At 58.4% G+C, this 15,787-nt stretch carries 13 protein-coding genes; 10 read left to right on the forward strand and 3 right to left on the reverse strand.

Features of this window, described 5'->3' with window-relative positions; genetic code table 11:
* On the forward strand, positions 1–2,289 hold a 2,289-nt coding region (locus tag DWV16_RS11560), incomplete at its 5' end, for a sugar phosphate nucleotidyltransferase (RefSeq protein ID WP_199719785.1).
* A gap of 213 nt (positions 2,290–2,502) precedes the next feature.
* Positions 2,503–4,722, forward strand: a complete 2,220-nt coding sequence (locus DWV16_RS11565; RefSeq protein WP_243007322.1) for an RNase J family beta-CASP ribonuclease — start codon at positions 2,503–2,505, stop codon at positions 4,720–4,722.
* A 166-nt stretch (positions 4,723–4,888) separates the two neighbouring features.
* Here the strand turns inward: DWV16_RS11565 and DWV16_RS11570 are convergent, their stop codons facing one another.
* Together DWV16_RS11570 and DWV16_RS11575 are read right to left on the reverse strand one after the other, a co-directional pair.
* Complete coding sequence (locus DWV16_RS11570) at positions 4,889–5,230, reverse strand: GIY-YIG nuclease family protein (RefSeq protein WP_066458007.1); 342 nt, start codon at positions 5,228–5,230, stop codon at positions 4,889–4,891.
* A complete protein-coding gene (locus DWV16_RS11575) occupies positions 5,230–5,712 on the reverse strand; it encodes a DUF6530 family protein (protein WP_066458008.1) in 483 nt (160 codons plus the stop codon). Before DWV16_RS11575 ends, DWV16_RS11570 begins: the two co-directional genes overlap by 1 nt.
* 241 nt (positions 5,713–5,953) lie before the next feature.
* Between DWV16_RS11575 and DWV16_RS11580 the strand changes: the two genes are divergently transcribed.
* From DWV16_RS11580 to DWV16_RS11615, 8 genes are all read left to right on the forward strand, one after another.
* Positions 5,954–7,930, forward strand: coding sequence for a DHH family phosphoesterase (locus DWV16_RS11580; RefSeq protein ID WP_066458010.1), 1,977 nt, complete (start codon positions 5,954–5,956; stop codon positions 7,928–7,930).
* A gap of 164 nt (positions 7,931–8,094) precedes the next feature.
* Positions 8,095–8,544, forward strand: a complete 450-nt coding sequence (rplI, locus tag DWV16_RS11585; protein ID WP_118479377.1) for a 50S ribosomal protein L9 — start codon at positions 8,095–8,097, stop codon at positions 8,542–8,544.
* Positions 8,545–8,610: 66 nt separating this feature from the next.
* Entirely contained in the window at positions 8,611–9,927 is a 1,317-nt protein-coding gene (gene dnaB / locus DWV16_RS11590) for a replicative DNA helicase (RefSeq protein ID WP_066460382.1), read from the forward strand.
* The gene (gene tilS / locus DWV16_RS11595) at positions 9,917–11,308 is read left to right on the forward strand and encodes a tRNA lysidine(34) synthetase TilS (protein WP_158572856.1); all 1,392 of its coding nucleotides are present in this window, start codon (positions 9,917–9,919) and stop codon (positions 11,306–11,308) included. Before dnaB ends, tilS begins: the two co-directional genes overlap by 11 nt.
* On the forward strand, positions 11,298–11,837 hold the full coding sequence (hpt, locus tag DWV16_RS11600; protein ID WP_066458018.1) for a hypoxanthine phosphoribosyltransferase: 540 nt from the start codon (positions 11,298–11,300) through the stop codon (positions 11,835–11,837). The genes tilS and hpt overlap by 11 nt, the downstream gene beginning before the upstream one ends.
* A 107-nt stretch (positions 11,838–11,944) precedes the next feature.
* A complete protein-coding gene (ftsH, locus tag DWV16_RS11605) occupies positions 11,945–13,954 on the forward strand; it encodes an ATP-dependent zinc metalloprotease FtsH (protein WP_118479415.1) in 2,010 nt (669 codons plus the stop codon).
* Positions 13,955–13,984: 30 nt separating this feature from the next.
* Entirely contained in the window at positions 13,985–14,926 is a 942-nt protein-coding gene (locus DWV16_RS11610; RefSeq protein ID WP_066458020.1) for a 1-phosphofructokinase family hexose kinase, read from the forward strand.
* A 50-nt stretch (positions 14,927–14,976) separates the two neighbouring features.
* Complete coding sequence (locus DWV16_RS11615) at positions 14,977–15,504, forward strand: cysteine hydrolase family protein (RefSeq protein ID WP_118479417.1); 528 nt, start codon at positions 14,977–14,979, stop codon at positions 15,502–15,504.
* A 43-nt stretch (positions 15,505–15,547) separates the two neighbouring features.
* Here the strand turns inward: DWV16_RS11615 and DWV16_RS19075 are convergent, their stop codons facing one another.
* Positions 15,548–15,721, reverse strand: a complete 174-nt coding sequence (locus tag DWV16_RS19075; protein WP_154018877.1) for a hypothetical protein — start codon at positions 15,719–15,721, stop codon at positions 15,548–15,550.
* Between the last annotated feature and the right edge of the window lie 66 nt (positions 15,722–15,787).

Here is a 15,787-nt window from a genome sequence, read left to right on the forward strand (position 1 = left end):
GGTTCACGGCTGCGCCCGCTGACCGAACGCCTGCCAAAACCGATGGCCCGCCTCTGTGGCCGGCCGATCGTGGAATATATCTTGGAACTGCTTGCTCAAAACGGGGTTTCTGAAAGCATCCTGACCCTGCAATACCTGCCGGAAGTGATCCGCGCGCATTTCCCGGAAGGGGATTTTGCGGGGATGGCGCTTTCGTTCGTGGAAGAAGATACGCCTCTCGGTACGGCGGGCAGCGTGAAGCACGCGGTGGGCGAAACGGCCGAACCGGTGCTCATCATCAGCGGAGACGCGCTTTGCGATTTCCCTTTACAGGAAGCGGTTGAAACGCACAAAAAAAGCGGTGCGTCGGTGACGCTCGTAACGACCAAGGTCGGCGACCCGCGGGAATACGGTCTGGTGCTCGCGGACGAATCCGGAAAGATCACCGGGTTTGTCGAGAAACCGTCGTTTGCGCAGGCGACCAGTGAGCTGGCAAACACAGGTATCTATATTCTGTCTCCCGAGGCGGTCAATATGATCCCGGAGGGGGAAAAATATGATTTTGCATCCGATCTCTTTCCCCGGATGCTCGCGGACGGGATGCTGCTGCAAAGCTGCGCGCTCTCGGGCTACTGGTGTGATATCGGGGATCTTTCGGCCTACCGGCGCGCGCAGAAGGATCTGCTCGACGGGAAGGTGCGGTGCCATCTGGCGGGAGAACGCGACTACGCGGGGAATATCCTGGCGGGCAGGCGGCCCTCCGGCAAATATGAACTGATCCCGCCGGTTTATATCGGCGCGGGCGTGCAGATTGGGGACAACGCGGTTGTAAACGCGGGCAGCGTGCTCGACGATGGGGTGACGGTGTCGTCCGGCGCGACGGTCAGCGAAGCGGTGCTGCTCCCGCGCTGTATAATCGGGGCGCGCGCGGGCGTGCTTTCAAGCGTTGTCTGCGCGGATGCGTCGGTCAAGTCCAAAGCGACCCTGCTCGAAGGCGCCGCGGTCGGGGAAGGGGCGGTCATCGGCGCGAAAGCGGTCGTACGCGCGGGGGTGCGCATTGCGGGCGGCGCGAAGGTAAATGACGGGTCGGTTGTTTCCGATCACATCACCGCGCGCGGCGGCGCGGCCTGCTCGTTTGACGACGAAGGGCTCTGCGGGGAAATCGGCGTGGAGATCACACCGGAGGTTGCGGTCCGGGTCGGCTGCGCGGTCGGCACCATTGCCAGGGGCCGGGCGGTCGGCGTTGCGACAAGCGACCTTCGATGCTCAAAAGTGCTCGGCGCCGCGCTGATCGCGGGTATCCGTTCAACGGGCACGCCGGTTCTTGATTTCGGCGGGGCGTTTGAAGCGCTCTTTGGATTTGCGATGGCCTATAATGCGCTGGGGCTGGGCGTTTATCTCTGCGCGGGCGAACAGAGCACGATCAAGGTGGCCTGTGACGCGGGCCTTCCCGCAACGCGGAAAATCGAGCGGGAGATTGAACAGGCGCTTTCCCGCGGGGAGTTTGCGCGCGCGCCAAAGGAGGGGTACGGGGACTGTGTGGATATGTCCGGCATCGGCGTGATGTACCTGACCGAACTTTTGCGGCTCGCGCCGGACGGACTTTCCGGAATGTCGGCCTCGGTGCGTTCCGAGAATAAGACGGTGCGGCGGATTCTTACCGACGTGCTGCAAAAGCTCGGGTGCGATGTTTCAGGCGGCGGGATTCAGCTGAACATTTCGGAGAACGGGATGTCATTGGCTCTTGCGCAGGACAATGTGTCCGTCAGCCGACATCGGGCGGCCGCCGCATGGTGTATGGCGCAGTTTGAACAGGAGCGGGACGTGGCGGTGGAAAACGACTTCCCGCGCGCGCTCGAGGCTTTTGCCGCGCAGCGCGGCCGGAGGGTCTACCGGTACCTGCTCTGTCCGGCGGACGGCAGTGACTCGGAAGGCAGGAAGATTGCCGCGAAGCAGCAGTGTATGCGCGACGGGCTGATGCTTTCGGTGAGCCTGCTTGACTACATGCGCAGGCATGGGATCAGCCTGCGGGAACTGGATGCGATGATCCCGGCCTTTTCCACCGAAGAGGCGGTGGTGCAGATCGACCTGCCGCCCGCGCGGATTCTGGCGGGGCTTTCCCCTGAACAGGCCGGGGAAGGGGTGCTGCTGCGGCAGGACCGAGGCGTGGTACTGCTGCGTCCGCGCAAACTGGGGGGCGCGATCCGGGTGTTCGCGGAGGCGGCGAACTGGGAAACCGCAAAGGAGCTGTGCGACGACGTTTCCCGCAGGCTCTCCGGTTTGCTTGACAAGGAACATGAGAAAGGTTAAAATATACAGTAATGATGTGTTCGGTTTTCGCAAGTTTCCTAAATCGCCGGTCGGGTGGGTTGCCCCGGCCGGGATCGGTTAACTGAATATCGCACGTTAGGATCGCCTATCTTTTGCATTTGCGTTTGTTCGGAATAAAAAAACGCGGAGCGGATGGGTTCATTTTTCTTGTGCTTAAAAAGAATAATTGCACAATGTACGGAGGTAAATTTTGTGACAGATGAAAAAAAAGTCGGCGGGAAGCTGACAGCAGAACAGCTCGAGCTCGGGTTGGATTTTCTGGAGAAACGTTCGGTTGTGGAACGGAATGCACAGCCGAAGCAGAAAAAGCCCAAGGCGGCGGTAAAAGACGTCGCGGCCCGACTGCTGCAAAAGGCGCTGCCCAAACAGCCGGATGTGCCCGCAACGCAGGCCCCGGAGCAGCCGCAGCAGGTAAAACAGCCCGAAAAGCAGGCGCAGCGCCGCAAAAAGAACAGTACGGCGGGCGTCTCTGCAGCCAATAAAGCGGAGCCCGCGAATAAACCTGCCGCGAACGCAGCTTTGCAGCAGAAAAAGAAATCCGCCAAGCCCCAACAGCCGTCGGCTGGAAAACAGCCCGAACGGCAGGCTGAGAAAAATCAGCAGCCGGAAAAGAAACCGGAAGCTCCGAAACAGAACCGCCGCGGCGCAAAACCTGCACAGGCAAAAGCGCCGGTGCAGGAGACGGCGATCCAGGCCCCTGCGCCTGGCGGAAAAAAGGGCAAAAAGGGTCAGAAAGGCGCGAAGGAGCAGCGCAAGCCCCCGGTACGGATCATCCCGCTCGGCGGTATGCTCGAGGTGGGCAAGAATATGACCGCCTACGAATGCCAGGGGGATATGTTCCTGGTGGACTGCGGCATGACCTTTCCGGATGAGCAGATGCTCGGCGTCGACCTGGTGCTGCCGGACTTCAGCTACATCGCAAAGAACCGCGACCGGCTGCGCGGCGTGGTCATCACGCATGGGCATGAGGATCATATCGGCGCGCTGCCGTATTTCCTGAAGGAGTACAACGTCCCGGTTTATGCCACCAAGCTGACCATCGGCCTGATCGAGAACAAGCTGCGGGAGCACGGGCTTTACGGCAAGGTCAAGCTGGTGCAGATCGCGCCGCGCGAGACGATCAAACTCGGCTGCATGGAAGTCGAGTTCATCCGGGTGAACCATTCGATCCCGGACGCGGTCGCGCTGGCTATCCACACCCCTGCCGGCGTGATTATTCAGACCGGCGACTTTAAAATTGATTACACCCCCATCATCGGGGATATTATCGACCTTGCGCGGTTTGGCGAACTCGGCAGCCACGGCGTGCTCGCGCTGCTGTCCGATTCGACCAACGCCGAACGGCCGGGCTTTACCCCGACCGAACGCACCGTTGGCGAGAGCTTCGACAAGCTCTTCAAGCAGGCTGCCGAAAAACGGATCATCGTGGCGACCTTCTCCTCAAACGTCCACCGGATACAGCTCATCTGCGAGGCGGCCGCCAAACACGGGCGCAAGGTAGCGGTTTCCGGACGCAGCATGGTCAATGTGGTTGCGACCGCGATCGAGTTGGGCTATCTGACCCCGCCCAAAGATGTCATGATCGACATCGATGACCTGAACCGGTACCGTCCGGACCAGGTTGTGATCATCACCACCGGAAGCCAGGGCGAGCCAATGAGCGCGCTTTCGCGTATGTCGACCAACGACCACCGCAAGGTGAGCGTCAGCCCGGGCGACTTCATCATCATCAGCGCCACCCCGATCCCCGGCAATGAAAAGACGGTTGGCCGCGTGGTCAATGAGCTGATGCGGCTGGGCGCGGATGTGATTTATGAGCGGATGTACGAGGTACACGTTTCAGGCCATGCCTGCCAGGAGGAACTCAAGATCATGCTGGCGCTGACCCGTCCGAAGTTCTTCTTCCCGGTGCACGGCGAATTCAAGCACCTCAAGCGGCACGCGAGCCTTGCGCTGGCAATGGGCATGGATTCCGACCATGTCTTTATCGGCGAAAACGGCAAGGTGTTCGAGTTGGACGGCGTATCGGTCAAATCCGACGAGACCGTTCCGTCCGGACGCGTGCTGGTCGACGGGCTCGGCGTGGGCGATGTCGGCAGTATCGTGCTGCGCGACCGCAAGCATCTCGGCCAGGATGGGCTGATCGTCGTGGTGACCACCATCGACCAGCGCACCGGCGAGATCATTTCGGGCCCGGATATCGTTTCCCGCGGGTTCGTCTATGTGCGGGAGGCGGAGGATATGCTTTCCGAAGCGAAAAATATCGCGCGTCAGGCGCTTGAGGAATGCCGCAGAAACAATGTCCATGAGTGGGGCACCCTGAAAAACCAGGTGCGCGACGCGCTGTCCTCCTATTTCTACAGCCGCACCAAACGCAGTCCGATGATCCTGCCTGTGATCCAGGAAATCTAGGCGCATGTCATTTGCGGCGCCCGTTCGCCGCTGGCGAACGACCGCGCGATGCGCCTCATGGGGAAGGGCGGCCCGCCCTTCCCTATGGGCCCCATCCTTCCGGGGTTGGTGGGCCTGAATAGAGAAAACCACCGCCCGCGGTTCTGCCGCGGGCGGTGGTTTTCTTTTAATAGGAAAGGGCAGGGTCGAATTTTTCGGCCCAGAGTTCCCCAAGCGCTTCGAGATCGGCCTTGAATTCTTCCGGGGTTTGGTCCTCCTTTTGGGTGAGTTCCTCGATAACCTCAAAAACAAAGGCTTTTCCGCCAAAGCGGTTCCAATCCTTTTGTAGTTTCATACTGACGCAGGAACCGGTCATCTGAGAAAATTGAAACTGATTGCGGCTGCCTTCGAGATTGGTCACCGCCTGCAGCAGGTAGCGGCCGCTTTCTGTGTTGCGGATGACATAGACCCCGCCGGACAGCGGCCGCTGTTTGTAGGCGTTGATCAGGTCCTTTTTGTGGGAATCCATCAGTAATTCAGCTCCTTTAAAATACGCGCGAGGACCGCGAGACGTTCCCCAAGCAGTTCGTCGTCCTGGGCGAGCGCCTGGGAAAAAAGTTTCATGTCCTCATCGATCATGGGATTTTCAGTGCAGACCGAAACGGTCATGGCGTCACCCTGCAGCCCGACCCGGTCGATGACAGGCTTTTCGGGATCGTAGCCCTTGGGAAAACGGTAGCTCTCCTCCCGGAAGAAAAGCCTGGCGCGGCAGATGAGGATGGCAAGATCGACGACCCGATGCAGCGGCAGCTCCTCCGACTGGCGGGACCATTTCTCGCCGGTATAGCGCCAGACTTTGGCGGAGATGTCAAGTTTGCCGCGGTCGTTCCATTGGGCAAGGCCGAGGGAAAGCCCTTTGGCATCGGAATGATAGGCGCTGCGGCCATCGATCTGCTCATAATCCTCCGCGACAATGACCGGCTTGTGTTTCAGTGTGGTTGGGATATTCATAAGGGCTCTCCTTTAGTAAATTAGTAAAATAGTAATTTAGTAGTTACAAGTATAGCGGAATGGGACGGGATTGTCAAGGTTTTCGCCGCATTTTCGCCGCAAAAGATTCTAAAGATTGCAACCAAAAGCGGATCGTGATATAATAAGCAGGATAATAGGGTTCATAGGTCTTTGCGGGCCTTTCCCGCAGGATGGCGGCCTTTCCCACTTTGATCGACATTGTGATGAATGAGGTTTCACTGTGAAAAAGAACGTAAATTTGTTCCGGCCGATTTTGTATATCGTGACCGGATGCTGCGTGGCAATGACGCTGGCGTCGCTGTTTTTCAGCCTGCCGCTGTTTTACATCTGCCTTGGCGTGACACTGGTCTGCACCGGGCTGATCCTCTGGCAGCTGTATGTGATCCGCAGGTATATCAACACCTTCCTCATCGAGATGGGCCGCGCGCTGACGACCGTCCAGCAGGACGCGCTGCTCGCGTTCCCAATCCCGGTGTTTGTCTGCAACGGGGAAGGAGAGATCCTCTGGTGCAACCGGCTCGCGCAGAACCATGTCCTGGAGGACGAAAACGTCTATGCAAAGAGCATCCAGTCGGTCGCGCCCGGCCTGGACGTGACCCGCAAATGCCCGGAAAAAGGGCATGAGGTCGTCTACAAGGGCCGCAGCTATGTGGCGTACAATGTGCGCGCCGTCAGCCGGGACAGCGAACTTTATATGGTGTATTTCTTTGAAAATACCGAGCTGCGGCGGTATGCGGACGAATATTTCGAGACGCGGCCTTCGGTGATGATCCTGCTTGTTGACAACTATGAAGAGCTTTCTCAGAACCTCAAGGACAATGAACGCACCCGCGTCATGGGGCAGATTGAATATGTCGTGAGCAAGTTCTTGACCGAGAGCGGCGCTTTGATGCTGCGCACCGAGCGCGACCGCTTTCTTGCGGTGATCGAGGAGCGCAACCTGCAGGGGATCATCTCCGCGCGGTTCGCGCTGCTCGAGCAGGTGCGCAATATCCAAATCGAGGGAAGCGTTGCCGCTACCCTTTCGATCGGCGTGGGGCGCGACGCGGCGAATCTTTCGGAAAGCGAACAGTTCGCGCGGCAGGCGCTCGATATGGCGCTCGGGCGCGGCGGCGACCAGGCCGCTGTGCGCAGCGCGTCGGGATATGAATTTTTTGGCGGCGTGTCGAGCGGCGTGGAGAAGCGCACCAAGGTCAAGACCCGGATCGTCGCCACCGCGCTGGCGGAACTCATAGGCGGCAGTGACAATGTGATCGTCATGGGGCACAGGCTTTCGGATCTCGACTGTTTCGGCGCCTCGGTGGGGATTGCGAAAGCCGCGAAACTGATGGGTAAGGACGCTTATATCTGCATCCGGCGCAATGCGAATCTGGTCGATCCGCTTTTCGGCAAGCTCGAGGAAAACGGATATACAAATGTCTTTATTGAACCGGAAACAGCGCTTTCACTCGTCACCAAAAAGACGCTGCTCATCATCTGCGATACCCATATTAAACAGTTTCTGGAGTCAAGCGACGTTTATGAGGCCTGCAAGACGGTCGTCGTCATCGACCACCATCGCAAGATGGTCGGCCACATCGACAACGCCGTGATCTTTTACCATGAACCATATGCTTCCTCCGCGTCCGAAATGGTCACCGAGCTGGTGCAGTATTTCGGAGAGAAATTCCGTCTGGGACGCATGGAAGCGGAAGCGCTTTTGGCGGGCATCATGCTCGATACCAAAAACTTTGTCATCAAGACCGGCGTGCGCACCTTTGAAGCCGCGGCCTACCTGCGCAAGATCGGCGCAGACACGGTGGAGGTGCGGCGGCTGTTTGCCAGCCCGATGCAGTCGTATCAGCGCAAAGCGAAGCTGGTGGCCAACGCGCAGATTTATAAGGGATGCGCCATTGCCGTTTCGACCGATCACGGCGACGCGGAGGACATCCAGGTGACGGCGGCGCAGGCGGCGGACGAACTGCTCAATATCACCGGTGTGCAGGCTTCGTTCCTGGTGTTTGAGCTGAACGGCGGGATTTCCTTCTCAGCGCGCAGCATGGGCCAGATCAATGTGCAGATCATTATGGAAAAACTTGGCGGCGGCGGGCACCTCACGATGGCCGGCGCGCAGATGACCGGGATCGGCGCCGAAAAGGCGAAGGAGCTGCTTGTCGGCGCGATCGACGCCTATTTCGAGGAAAACTCCCGCAAATAAGAGCGTTTTTGCCGCGGTTTGCCTTTGGGCGCTTTACGGAGCGTGCAATCCGGGCTTGTGCCGTTTTCGGCGTATGATTTCTTTGCTTCTTTCTTTTTTACAAGAGAAAAAAGAAAGAAGCAGCTTTGGCAACACGAATTTTTAAGATAGAAGGAGAATGTAACATGAAAGTCATCCTCAAACAGGACGTTAAGGGCAGCGGCAAAAAAGGCGAGCTGCTCAATGTTTCGGACGGGTACGCCCGCAACTTTCTGATTCCGCGCGGGCTTGCGATTGAAGCGAACGCGCAGGCCATGAATGAATTCAATTCCAAGCAGGCGGCCGCCGCCCACAAGATCGAGGTGGAAAAACAGGCCGCGGCGGATCTGGCGAAGCGCCTTGAAGGCAAGACGGTCAAGCTGACCGCGAAAGCGGGCGCGAATGGCAAACTGTTCGGCTCGGTCACCTCGAAGGAGATCGCGGAGGAGATCAAAAAGCAGTTCGGCGCGGATGTCGATAAACGCAAGATTGTGCTCGAAGGCGATATCAAGGCGTTCGGCAGCTATACGGCGCAGCTTAAGCTTTATCCAAGCATCACTGCGAGTATGTATGTGGTCGTGGGAGAAGCGGACTAAGTGAAAGAACGAAACGGAAGGGGTGTGCGGGCATTGGCAGATTTCGACGGGCAGTACGCCCAGCAGATGCCCTACAGCCTCGAAGCGGAGCAAAGCGTGCTCGGCGCGGTGCTGATCGACGCTTCCTGCTTCCCGGTCGTGCTCGAAAACCTGCGTTCGGAGGCGTTCTACCGCCCGCAGCACCAGCAGATATTTGAAGTGATGGCCGCCATGTTTAACGGCAGCCGCACGATGGACTTCATCACCGTCCTTGACGCGGTCAAAGGGGAGAACATCTTTGAGACCGATGAGGACGCCAAAATCTATCTGACCAACCTCGCGCAGGTGGTGCCTTCGGCGGCGAACGTCGAGGCATACTGCCGGATCGTGCGCGAAAAATATTACGTCCGAAGGCTGATCACCGCTTCGCAGGAGATCATCGGAATGGCGCAGGAAAGCCAGGCTGAATCGGACGTGCTGCTCGACTCAGCCGAACAGAATATCTTTGAAATCCGCCAGGGGCGCAGTTCGGGCGCGTTAAAGCATATCCGGACGGCGATCACCGAAACCTATGAAACGCTCCAGCACCTGTCCGGGGAGGACCGGGACAAGTATAAGGGCATTTCGACCGGCTACCCGGCGCTCGACCATGTTATCACCGGGCTCAACCGCACCGACCTGATCCTGGTCGCCGCGCGCCCCGGCATGGGAAAGACCTCGTTTGCGCTGAACATTGCGGAAAGCGTGGCGGTCAAGTCCGGCAAGACGGTTGCAATCTTTTCACTCGAAATGAGCAACGAACAGCTCGCGCAGCGGCTGCTTTCCTCCCAGGCGTCGATCGAGGGCAAATGCCTGCGCACCGGCGAGCTCACGGGGGACGACTGGGTGCGAATCGCAATGGCGTCCCAGGTGCTCTCGAAAGCGGAGATCTATATGGACGATACGCCGGGCATCACGGTGGGTGAGATGAAAGCGAAGCTCAGAAGGCTGCGCAAAGTTGACCTTGTGATCATCGACTACCTGCAGCTGATGTCCTCCGGCCGCCGGATCGACAACCGCGTGCAGGAAGTCTCGGAGATCACCCGAAACCTCAAGATCATGGCAAAGGAGATGAACGTTCCGCTCATCACCCTTTCGCAGCTTTCCCGTGGTCCGGAATCCCGCGCCGGCCATAAGCCGATGCTTTCCGACCTGCGTGAATCCGGTTCGATCGAACAGGATGCGGACATCGTTCTGCTGCTCTACCGCGAGGACTATTACGAGCGGGAAGAGGCGGAGGAGCGCAACGTGGTTGATGTCGACGTGGCAAAAAACCGCCACGGTGAAGTCGGCACGGTCAAGCTTGGCTGGGACAACCGCTACACAAGATTTACCAATTTGGAGTTATCGCGTGATGAACCGTAAGGCGAGAGCCACAATTGAACAGTTCGCAATGCTCAGGCAGGGTGACACGGTGATTGCAGCCGTTTCGGGCGGCGCGGATTCGGTCGCCCTGCTCGATTTTTTGTGTTCGCTTGCCGGCCTTTCGCTGACTGTCCGCGCCTGTCATCTGAACCACTGTCTGCGTGGGGAGGAAAGCGACCGGGATGAACAGCTCGTGCGTACCATGTGCCAGGAATACGGCGTGCCGCTCGATGTGAAGCGGGTGGAGATCCGCCCGCTCGCGGGCAAACGCGGCACCTCGATTGAAGAGACGGCGCGCGATGAGCGCTACGCCTTTTTTGCCGCGCTGCAGAAGCAGCACGGAGGCAGGGTTGCCACCGCCCACACCCTTTCGGACACAGCCGAAACGGTGTTGCTGAACCTCGCGCGCGGCACCGGAATTGCCGGGCTCGCGGGCATCCCACCGGTGCGGGATTACCTTATCCGGCCGCTCATCGCGTGTTCGCGGGCGGAGATCGAACAGTATTGCTATGACCATGGGCTCTGCTTTGTGACCGATTCGACCAACCTCTCCTGTGACTACACCCGAAACCACATCCGCCAAAACGTTCTTCCGCAGCTCAACCGGGTGAACCCGGCGGCGCTCACGGCGATCGGCCGGATGACCGACGCGCTGCGGCAGGACGCCGATTATCTGGCCGGCCAGGCGAGAGAGGAGCGGGAACGTCTCGCAAAGGAAGGCGGGATTGACGCTTTGGCGCTTGCCGCGCGGCATCCCGCGATTCGTTCGCGGGTGATCGCGGACCTGCTCGCGGCAAATGGGATCGAGCGGAGCGCGGAACGCATTGCGCTTATAGAAGGGATGCTTGGCGGCAAAGGCAAATCGGTTCTGCAGGTCGGTCGGGGCGATTATGTGACGGTGCAAAGGGGCATACTGCGTCTGGAACGCCGGGAACGGCACCGGGTCGGGCCGCTTAAAGCCTGTCAATTCCAAAAGGAAGCGCTCGATGGGCTGCGCGTACCGCTCGGCTGTGGGAAAACGATAGAATTTTCCCGCATAAACTGTGCAGATTATGAAATTTTTGAGAACAATACCGAATCGGTCTTAAAAAACGCGGTGGATTATGATAAAATAAAAACTGATATTTTTTTGCGCTCCCGCGCGCCCGGCGACCGGATCCGGCCAGTGGGGCGGGGATGTTCAAAACCGCTCCGAAAGCTGATGAACGAGCTTATGCTCGCAGGCCGTGAGAGCTTGTGTGTCATCGCGGACAGCGGAGGCGTGCTTTTTTGTGAGGGAATCGGCGCGGACGAACGGGTCAAAATTGACGGCGGGACCAAAACGGTGCTGACTTTTGCCATCAGTACCGAAACGACGGAGGGAAGCGGCAATGAAGGATGATATTTTAAAGGTCCTCATCAGCGAAGAGGAACTGCGGCGGAAGGTCCAGGAGCTTGGAAAACAGATCAGCGAGGACTACAAGGGGAAAAACCTCCTGGTTCTTGGCGTGCTCAAGGGTTCGTTTATATTTATGGCCGACCTGATCCGCGCGATCGACATTCCGCTCGAAGTGGAATTTATGGCGGTATCGAGCTACCACAGCGGGGTAAAAACCTCGGGAGTGGTTAAGATAATCAAGGATATTGACATCAATCCCCAGAATGTGAATATCCTGATTGTGGAGGATATCCTCGACAGCGGGCTTACGCTGAGCTATCTCAAAGGGCTGTTTTTGCAGCGCGGCGCGACCAACATCAAAATTGCGACCCTGCTTGACAAACCTTCCCGCCGCGCGGCGGATATCTTCGCCGACTACAAGGGCTTCGAGGTGCCGGACGCGTTTGTTGTGGGCTACGGCCTCGACTACGCGGAAAAGTACCGTAACCTGCCGTATGTCGGCGTGCTCAAACCGGAAGTTTACGGCGAATAAGCCGCATGCTATAGAAGAATCATGATACGCAAAATGACAGGAGTGAACCACGATTGAACAAAAGGTCTAAGGGCGTTGGCGTATACATCTCGGTATTTCTGCTGCTGATGCTGATGGCGACGCTGCTGCTCTCCTCGCTGCAGACAACGCCTGTTACCGTGAAATATTCCGAGGTGATCGGGTATTTTGAAAGACAGGAGATCAAGGAGTTTGAACTGGATCTGGGTACTGGCGTTTTAAACGCCACCTTCCAGGACGACAGGAAACTGACGGATTACAAGGTCCCGAATGTAAACCTCTTTTTGACGGACGTTTATTACGACCATTACGACGGGTCGCCCACCTACATCCAGCAGTATAATGAGGCGCATCCCGATCAGAAGATGACCGTCAACTTTATCCGTCCAAAGGAGACGCCGTGGTGGGTCGCCATGCTGCCATCCCTGCTCCTGCTGGGCGCGCTCATTTTCTTCTATGTGATGATGATGCGCCAGGCACGCGGAGGCGGCGCGGGCGGCGTGATGAGCTTTGGCAAGGCCAAGCCCCGCATGCCGGACGAAGGCCCAAAGGTCACCTTCGCGGATGTCGCGGGGGCGGAGGAGGAAAAAGAGGAACTCGTCGAAGTTGTCGAATTCCTCAAGGCCCCCAGCAAGTTTAACGCGCTCGGCGCGCGCATCCCCAAGGGCGTACTGCTGATGGGCCCTCCCGGAACCGGTAAAACCCTGCTTGCGAAAGCGGTAGCGGGCGAGGCGGGCGTTCCGTTCTTCTCGATTTCCGGTTCCGATTTTGTCGAAATGTTCGTCGGTGTCGGCGCGTCGCGCGTGCGCGACCTGTTCGAGCAGGCGAAGAAGAACGCCCCGGCCATCGTATTCATCGATGAGATCGACGCGGTCGGCCGCCAGCGCGGCGCGGGCCTTGGCGGTGGACACGACGAGCGTGAGCAGACCTTGAACCAGCTGCTCGTCGAGATGGACGGATTCGGCACCAACTCGGGCGTCATTGTCATCGCGGCCACCAACCGGCGCGATATCCTCGACCCGGCGCTGCTGCGCCCGGGCCGTTTCGACCGCCAGATCATGGTCGGATACCCGGATATCAAGGGCCGTGAGGCGATCCTGCGGGTTCACACCCGCAACAAACCGATCGCCCCGGACGTGAGCCTGCGGGTCATCGCGGCCTCGACGGCTGGCTTCACCGGCGCGGACCTCGAAAACCTCACCAATGAAGCCGCGCTGCTCGCGGCTAAGAAGAACCTCAAGGCGATCACCATGGCGGAGATCCAGGAGGCGACCATCAAGGTGATCGCCGGGCCGGAGAAGAAATCCCATGTGGTCACCGAGAAGGACAAAAAGCTCACCTCCTACCACGAGGCGGGCCATGCGGTCTGTACCTATTACCTGCCCACGCAGGACCCGGTGCACCAGATCTCGATCATTCCGCGCGGCATGGCGGGCGGTTATACGCTCTCCCTGCCGGGCGAGGACAAATCCTATGTGACCAAGCGTGAGATGAACGATGACATCGTCACCCTGCTCGGCGGCCGGATGGCCGAAAAGCTGGTGCTGGAGGACATCTCCACCGGCGCGTCGAATGACATCGAGCGCGCTACAAAAGTTGCCCGCAACATGATCATGCGGTACGGCTTCTCTGAGAAGCTGGGACCGATCGTCTATGGGCACGATGAGAACGAAGTATTCCTGGGCCGTGATTTCTCGAGCACGCCGAGCTATTCGGACAATGTTGCGGCGGAGATCGACGCGGAAATCCGCGAGATCATCGACACCGCCTACGAACGCGCGCGGGATATCCTGACCGAGCATATGGATCAGCTGCATGAAGTGGCAAAATTCCTGTTCGAGAACGAAAAAATGGAGGGCGACGAATTCGCGGCAATGATGGAAGGCCGCCCGCTGCCTGAAAAACCGGACTATTCAATCTTCTCCGCCGCGCAGAAAAAAGAGGAGGAACGGCAGGCTGCCGAGGACGCTGCGAAACAGCAGACAGCCTCGTCCGAGCCGCCCGCACAGCCCGGTGGAACCGCCAGCAGCGAACCGTCTGAGCCCGCTCAGCCGCGGCAGCCGGAGGAATCCGGCGGAGAAGGGGAACCGCGGGAATAAATTCCGAACCAATGTAAGGGTGGGTGTCGTATGCTATTCAAAAAGATCATCACACTTTCCTTAAACCCGGTGGCGGATATCACCTGTTATGTGGAAAATTTTGAACCCGGCGGGGACATCATGGTGGAAAGCGAACTGTATGACGCGGCGGGCAAGGCGGTTGACGTATCCCGTGTGCTGCAGAGCTACGGTATCGCGAACACTGCGCTGATCGTCGCCGGGGAAGAGAACAGCAAGCGCTATTTCAACCGCCTCAAGGACGAAAATGTCAGCACACGCGTCATCTATACCGAGGGACGCCTTCGGGAGAGCATCAACATCGTGGACCCGAAGGGCAGGTCGGTGCGCCTGGTGCGCAAAAGCCCCAGGCTGACTTCTCGCGCAATCAACGAGCTGGAGATCGCCCTTTCGGAGGAGATCGAACCCGCTACGTTGGTGGTGGTCGCGGGAGCCATGCCGGAGGGCGTGACCGACGACATCTTCTGCGAAATCTGTTCATTTATCCGGGAAAACGGCGGTTCCATCGCACTTGATACCAAGTCGGCAACGCTCGAGAACATTGCGAAGATCCAGCCCTGGGTCATCAAACCAAATTATGCGGAGCTGTGCGCGCTGGTTGGACACGAACTGAATGGCCTCGAGGAGGTTGTCTGCGCGGCCAAGCGGCTCGCCGGGCTGGGTATCCGGCACGTGCTCGTGAGCCTGAGCGCCGAGGGCGCGCTCTACACTGACGGCGAGGTTACATACAAGGCGGATGTGCCGGAGCTGTCGGAAATAAAGTCCACCATCGGCGCCGGCGACGCGGCGCTCGCGGGGTTCATCATCGCGCATGACTACAAATATGACCTCAAGCGTTCGCTGCAGCTTGCGGCGGCGTTTGGGACTGCTTCCTGCCTGGTGGAAGGCACTAATCCGCCGCGCAGGATCTCGGTGGCCATGATCAACAATCAGGTCAAGGTATATGAAATCTAAAATTGAAAAGCCGGACGGTTGTCCGGCTTTTTTTGAAAGGGGCGGTTCTGATGAAAAAATTGCTGGTCGTTGTGGATTACCAAAAGGATTTTGTGGATGGGGCGCTCGGCTTTTCGGGCGCGGAGCTGCTGGAAGGCCCGATCTGTGAAAAGATCGCCGCCTGCCGTGCCCAAGGCGGCGAAGTGGCATTTACCTTTGACACGCATGGGGACAATTACCTTTCGACCCAGGAAGGAAGGAAACTCCCGATCGTCCACTGCATTGACGGCACGGATGGCTGGAAGCTTTATGGCGCGGTCGCACACTGCCAAAAACCGGGTGACCGGGTGTTTAAAAAGCCTGCGTTCGGGTCAGCGGAGCTGTTTGACTATCTGCGCGCTGGGCAATATGACGAGGTTGAGCTCTGCGGGCTTGTCTCGAATATCTGCGTCATTTCGAACGCCGCGCTGGCAAAGGCCGCGCTGCCGGAGGCGCGGGTTGTGGTGGATGCGAAGGGCACGTCCTGCATGGACCCTGCGTCCAACTGCAAAGCTCTCGACGTGATGGAAGGATTCCAGGTAGAGGTCATCGGAAGGTAAAAGGAAAAAAGGCGGCGCCGCTATGGAAGCGGCGCCGCCTTTTTTAGTCATAATCGCTGAGCAGTTCCTGCGCGCACTGCTGCAGGTCGCCCAAAGAATGAAGTTCCTTGGCCCTCCAGCTCACAGCGTCCCGCACATTATCGGGCAAAGTGGTAAAAAATTGATGAGCCTGCGGGCTCTGAGCGATCAGGTTATAAAGGTCCTCATATGGTTTCATAGAATCACCCCGCAGATAGTATCTGCAATGCGGCGGGAAACCATACAGAAAAAAGATCAAATTTAT

It is taken from the genome of Anaerotruncus sp. AF02-27 (assembly GCF_003465835.1).
Classification (GTDB): domain Bacteria; phylum Bacillota; class Clostridia; order Oscillospirales; family Ruminococcaceae; genus Anaerotruncus; species Anaerotruncus rubiinfantis.

Coding starts and splice junctions, on each gene's coding strand:
- DWV16_RS11570 (WP_066458007.1), bottom strand. CDS start 5,230: ATGGATTCCCACAAAAAGGACCTGATCAACGCCTACAAACAGCGGCCG.
- DWV16_RS11575 (WP_066458008.1), bottom strand. CDS start 5,712: ATGAATATCCCAACCACACTGAAACACAAGCCGGTCATTGTCGCGGAG.
- rplI (WP_118479377.1), top strand. CDS start 8,095: ATGAAAGTCATCCTCAAACAGGACGTTAAGGGCAGCGGCAAAAAAGGC.
- dnaB (WP_066460382.1), top strand. CDS start 8,611: ATGCCCTACAGCCTCGAAGCGGAGCAAAGCGTGCTCGGCGCGGTGCTG.
- tilS (WP_158572856.1), top strand. CDS start 9,917: ATGAACCGTAAGGCGAGAGCCACAATTGAACAGTTCGCAATGCTCAGG.
- hpt (WP_066458018.1), top strand. CDS start 11,298: ATGAAGGATGATATTTTAAAGGTCCTCATCAGCGAAGAGGAACTGCGG.
- ftsH (WP_118479415.1), top strand. CDS start 11,945: ATGCTGATGGCGACGCTGCTGCTCTCCTCGCTGCAGACAACGCCTGTT.
- DWV16_RS11610 (WP_066458020.1), top strand. CDS start 13,985: ATGCTATTCAAAAAGATCATCACACTTTCCTTAAACCCGGTGGCGGAT.
- DWV16_RS11615 (WP_118479417.1), top strand. CDS start 14,977: ATGAAAAAATTGCTGGTCGTTGTGGATTACCAAAAGGATTTTGTGGAT.
- DWV16_RS19075 (WP_154018877.1), bottom strand. CDS start 15,721: ATGAAACCATATGAGGACCTTTATAACCTGATCGCTCAGAGCCCGCAG.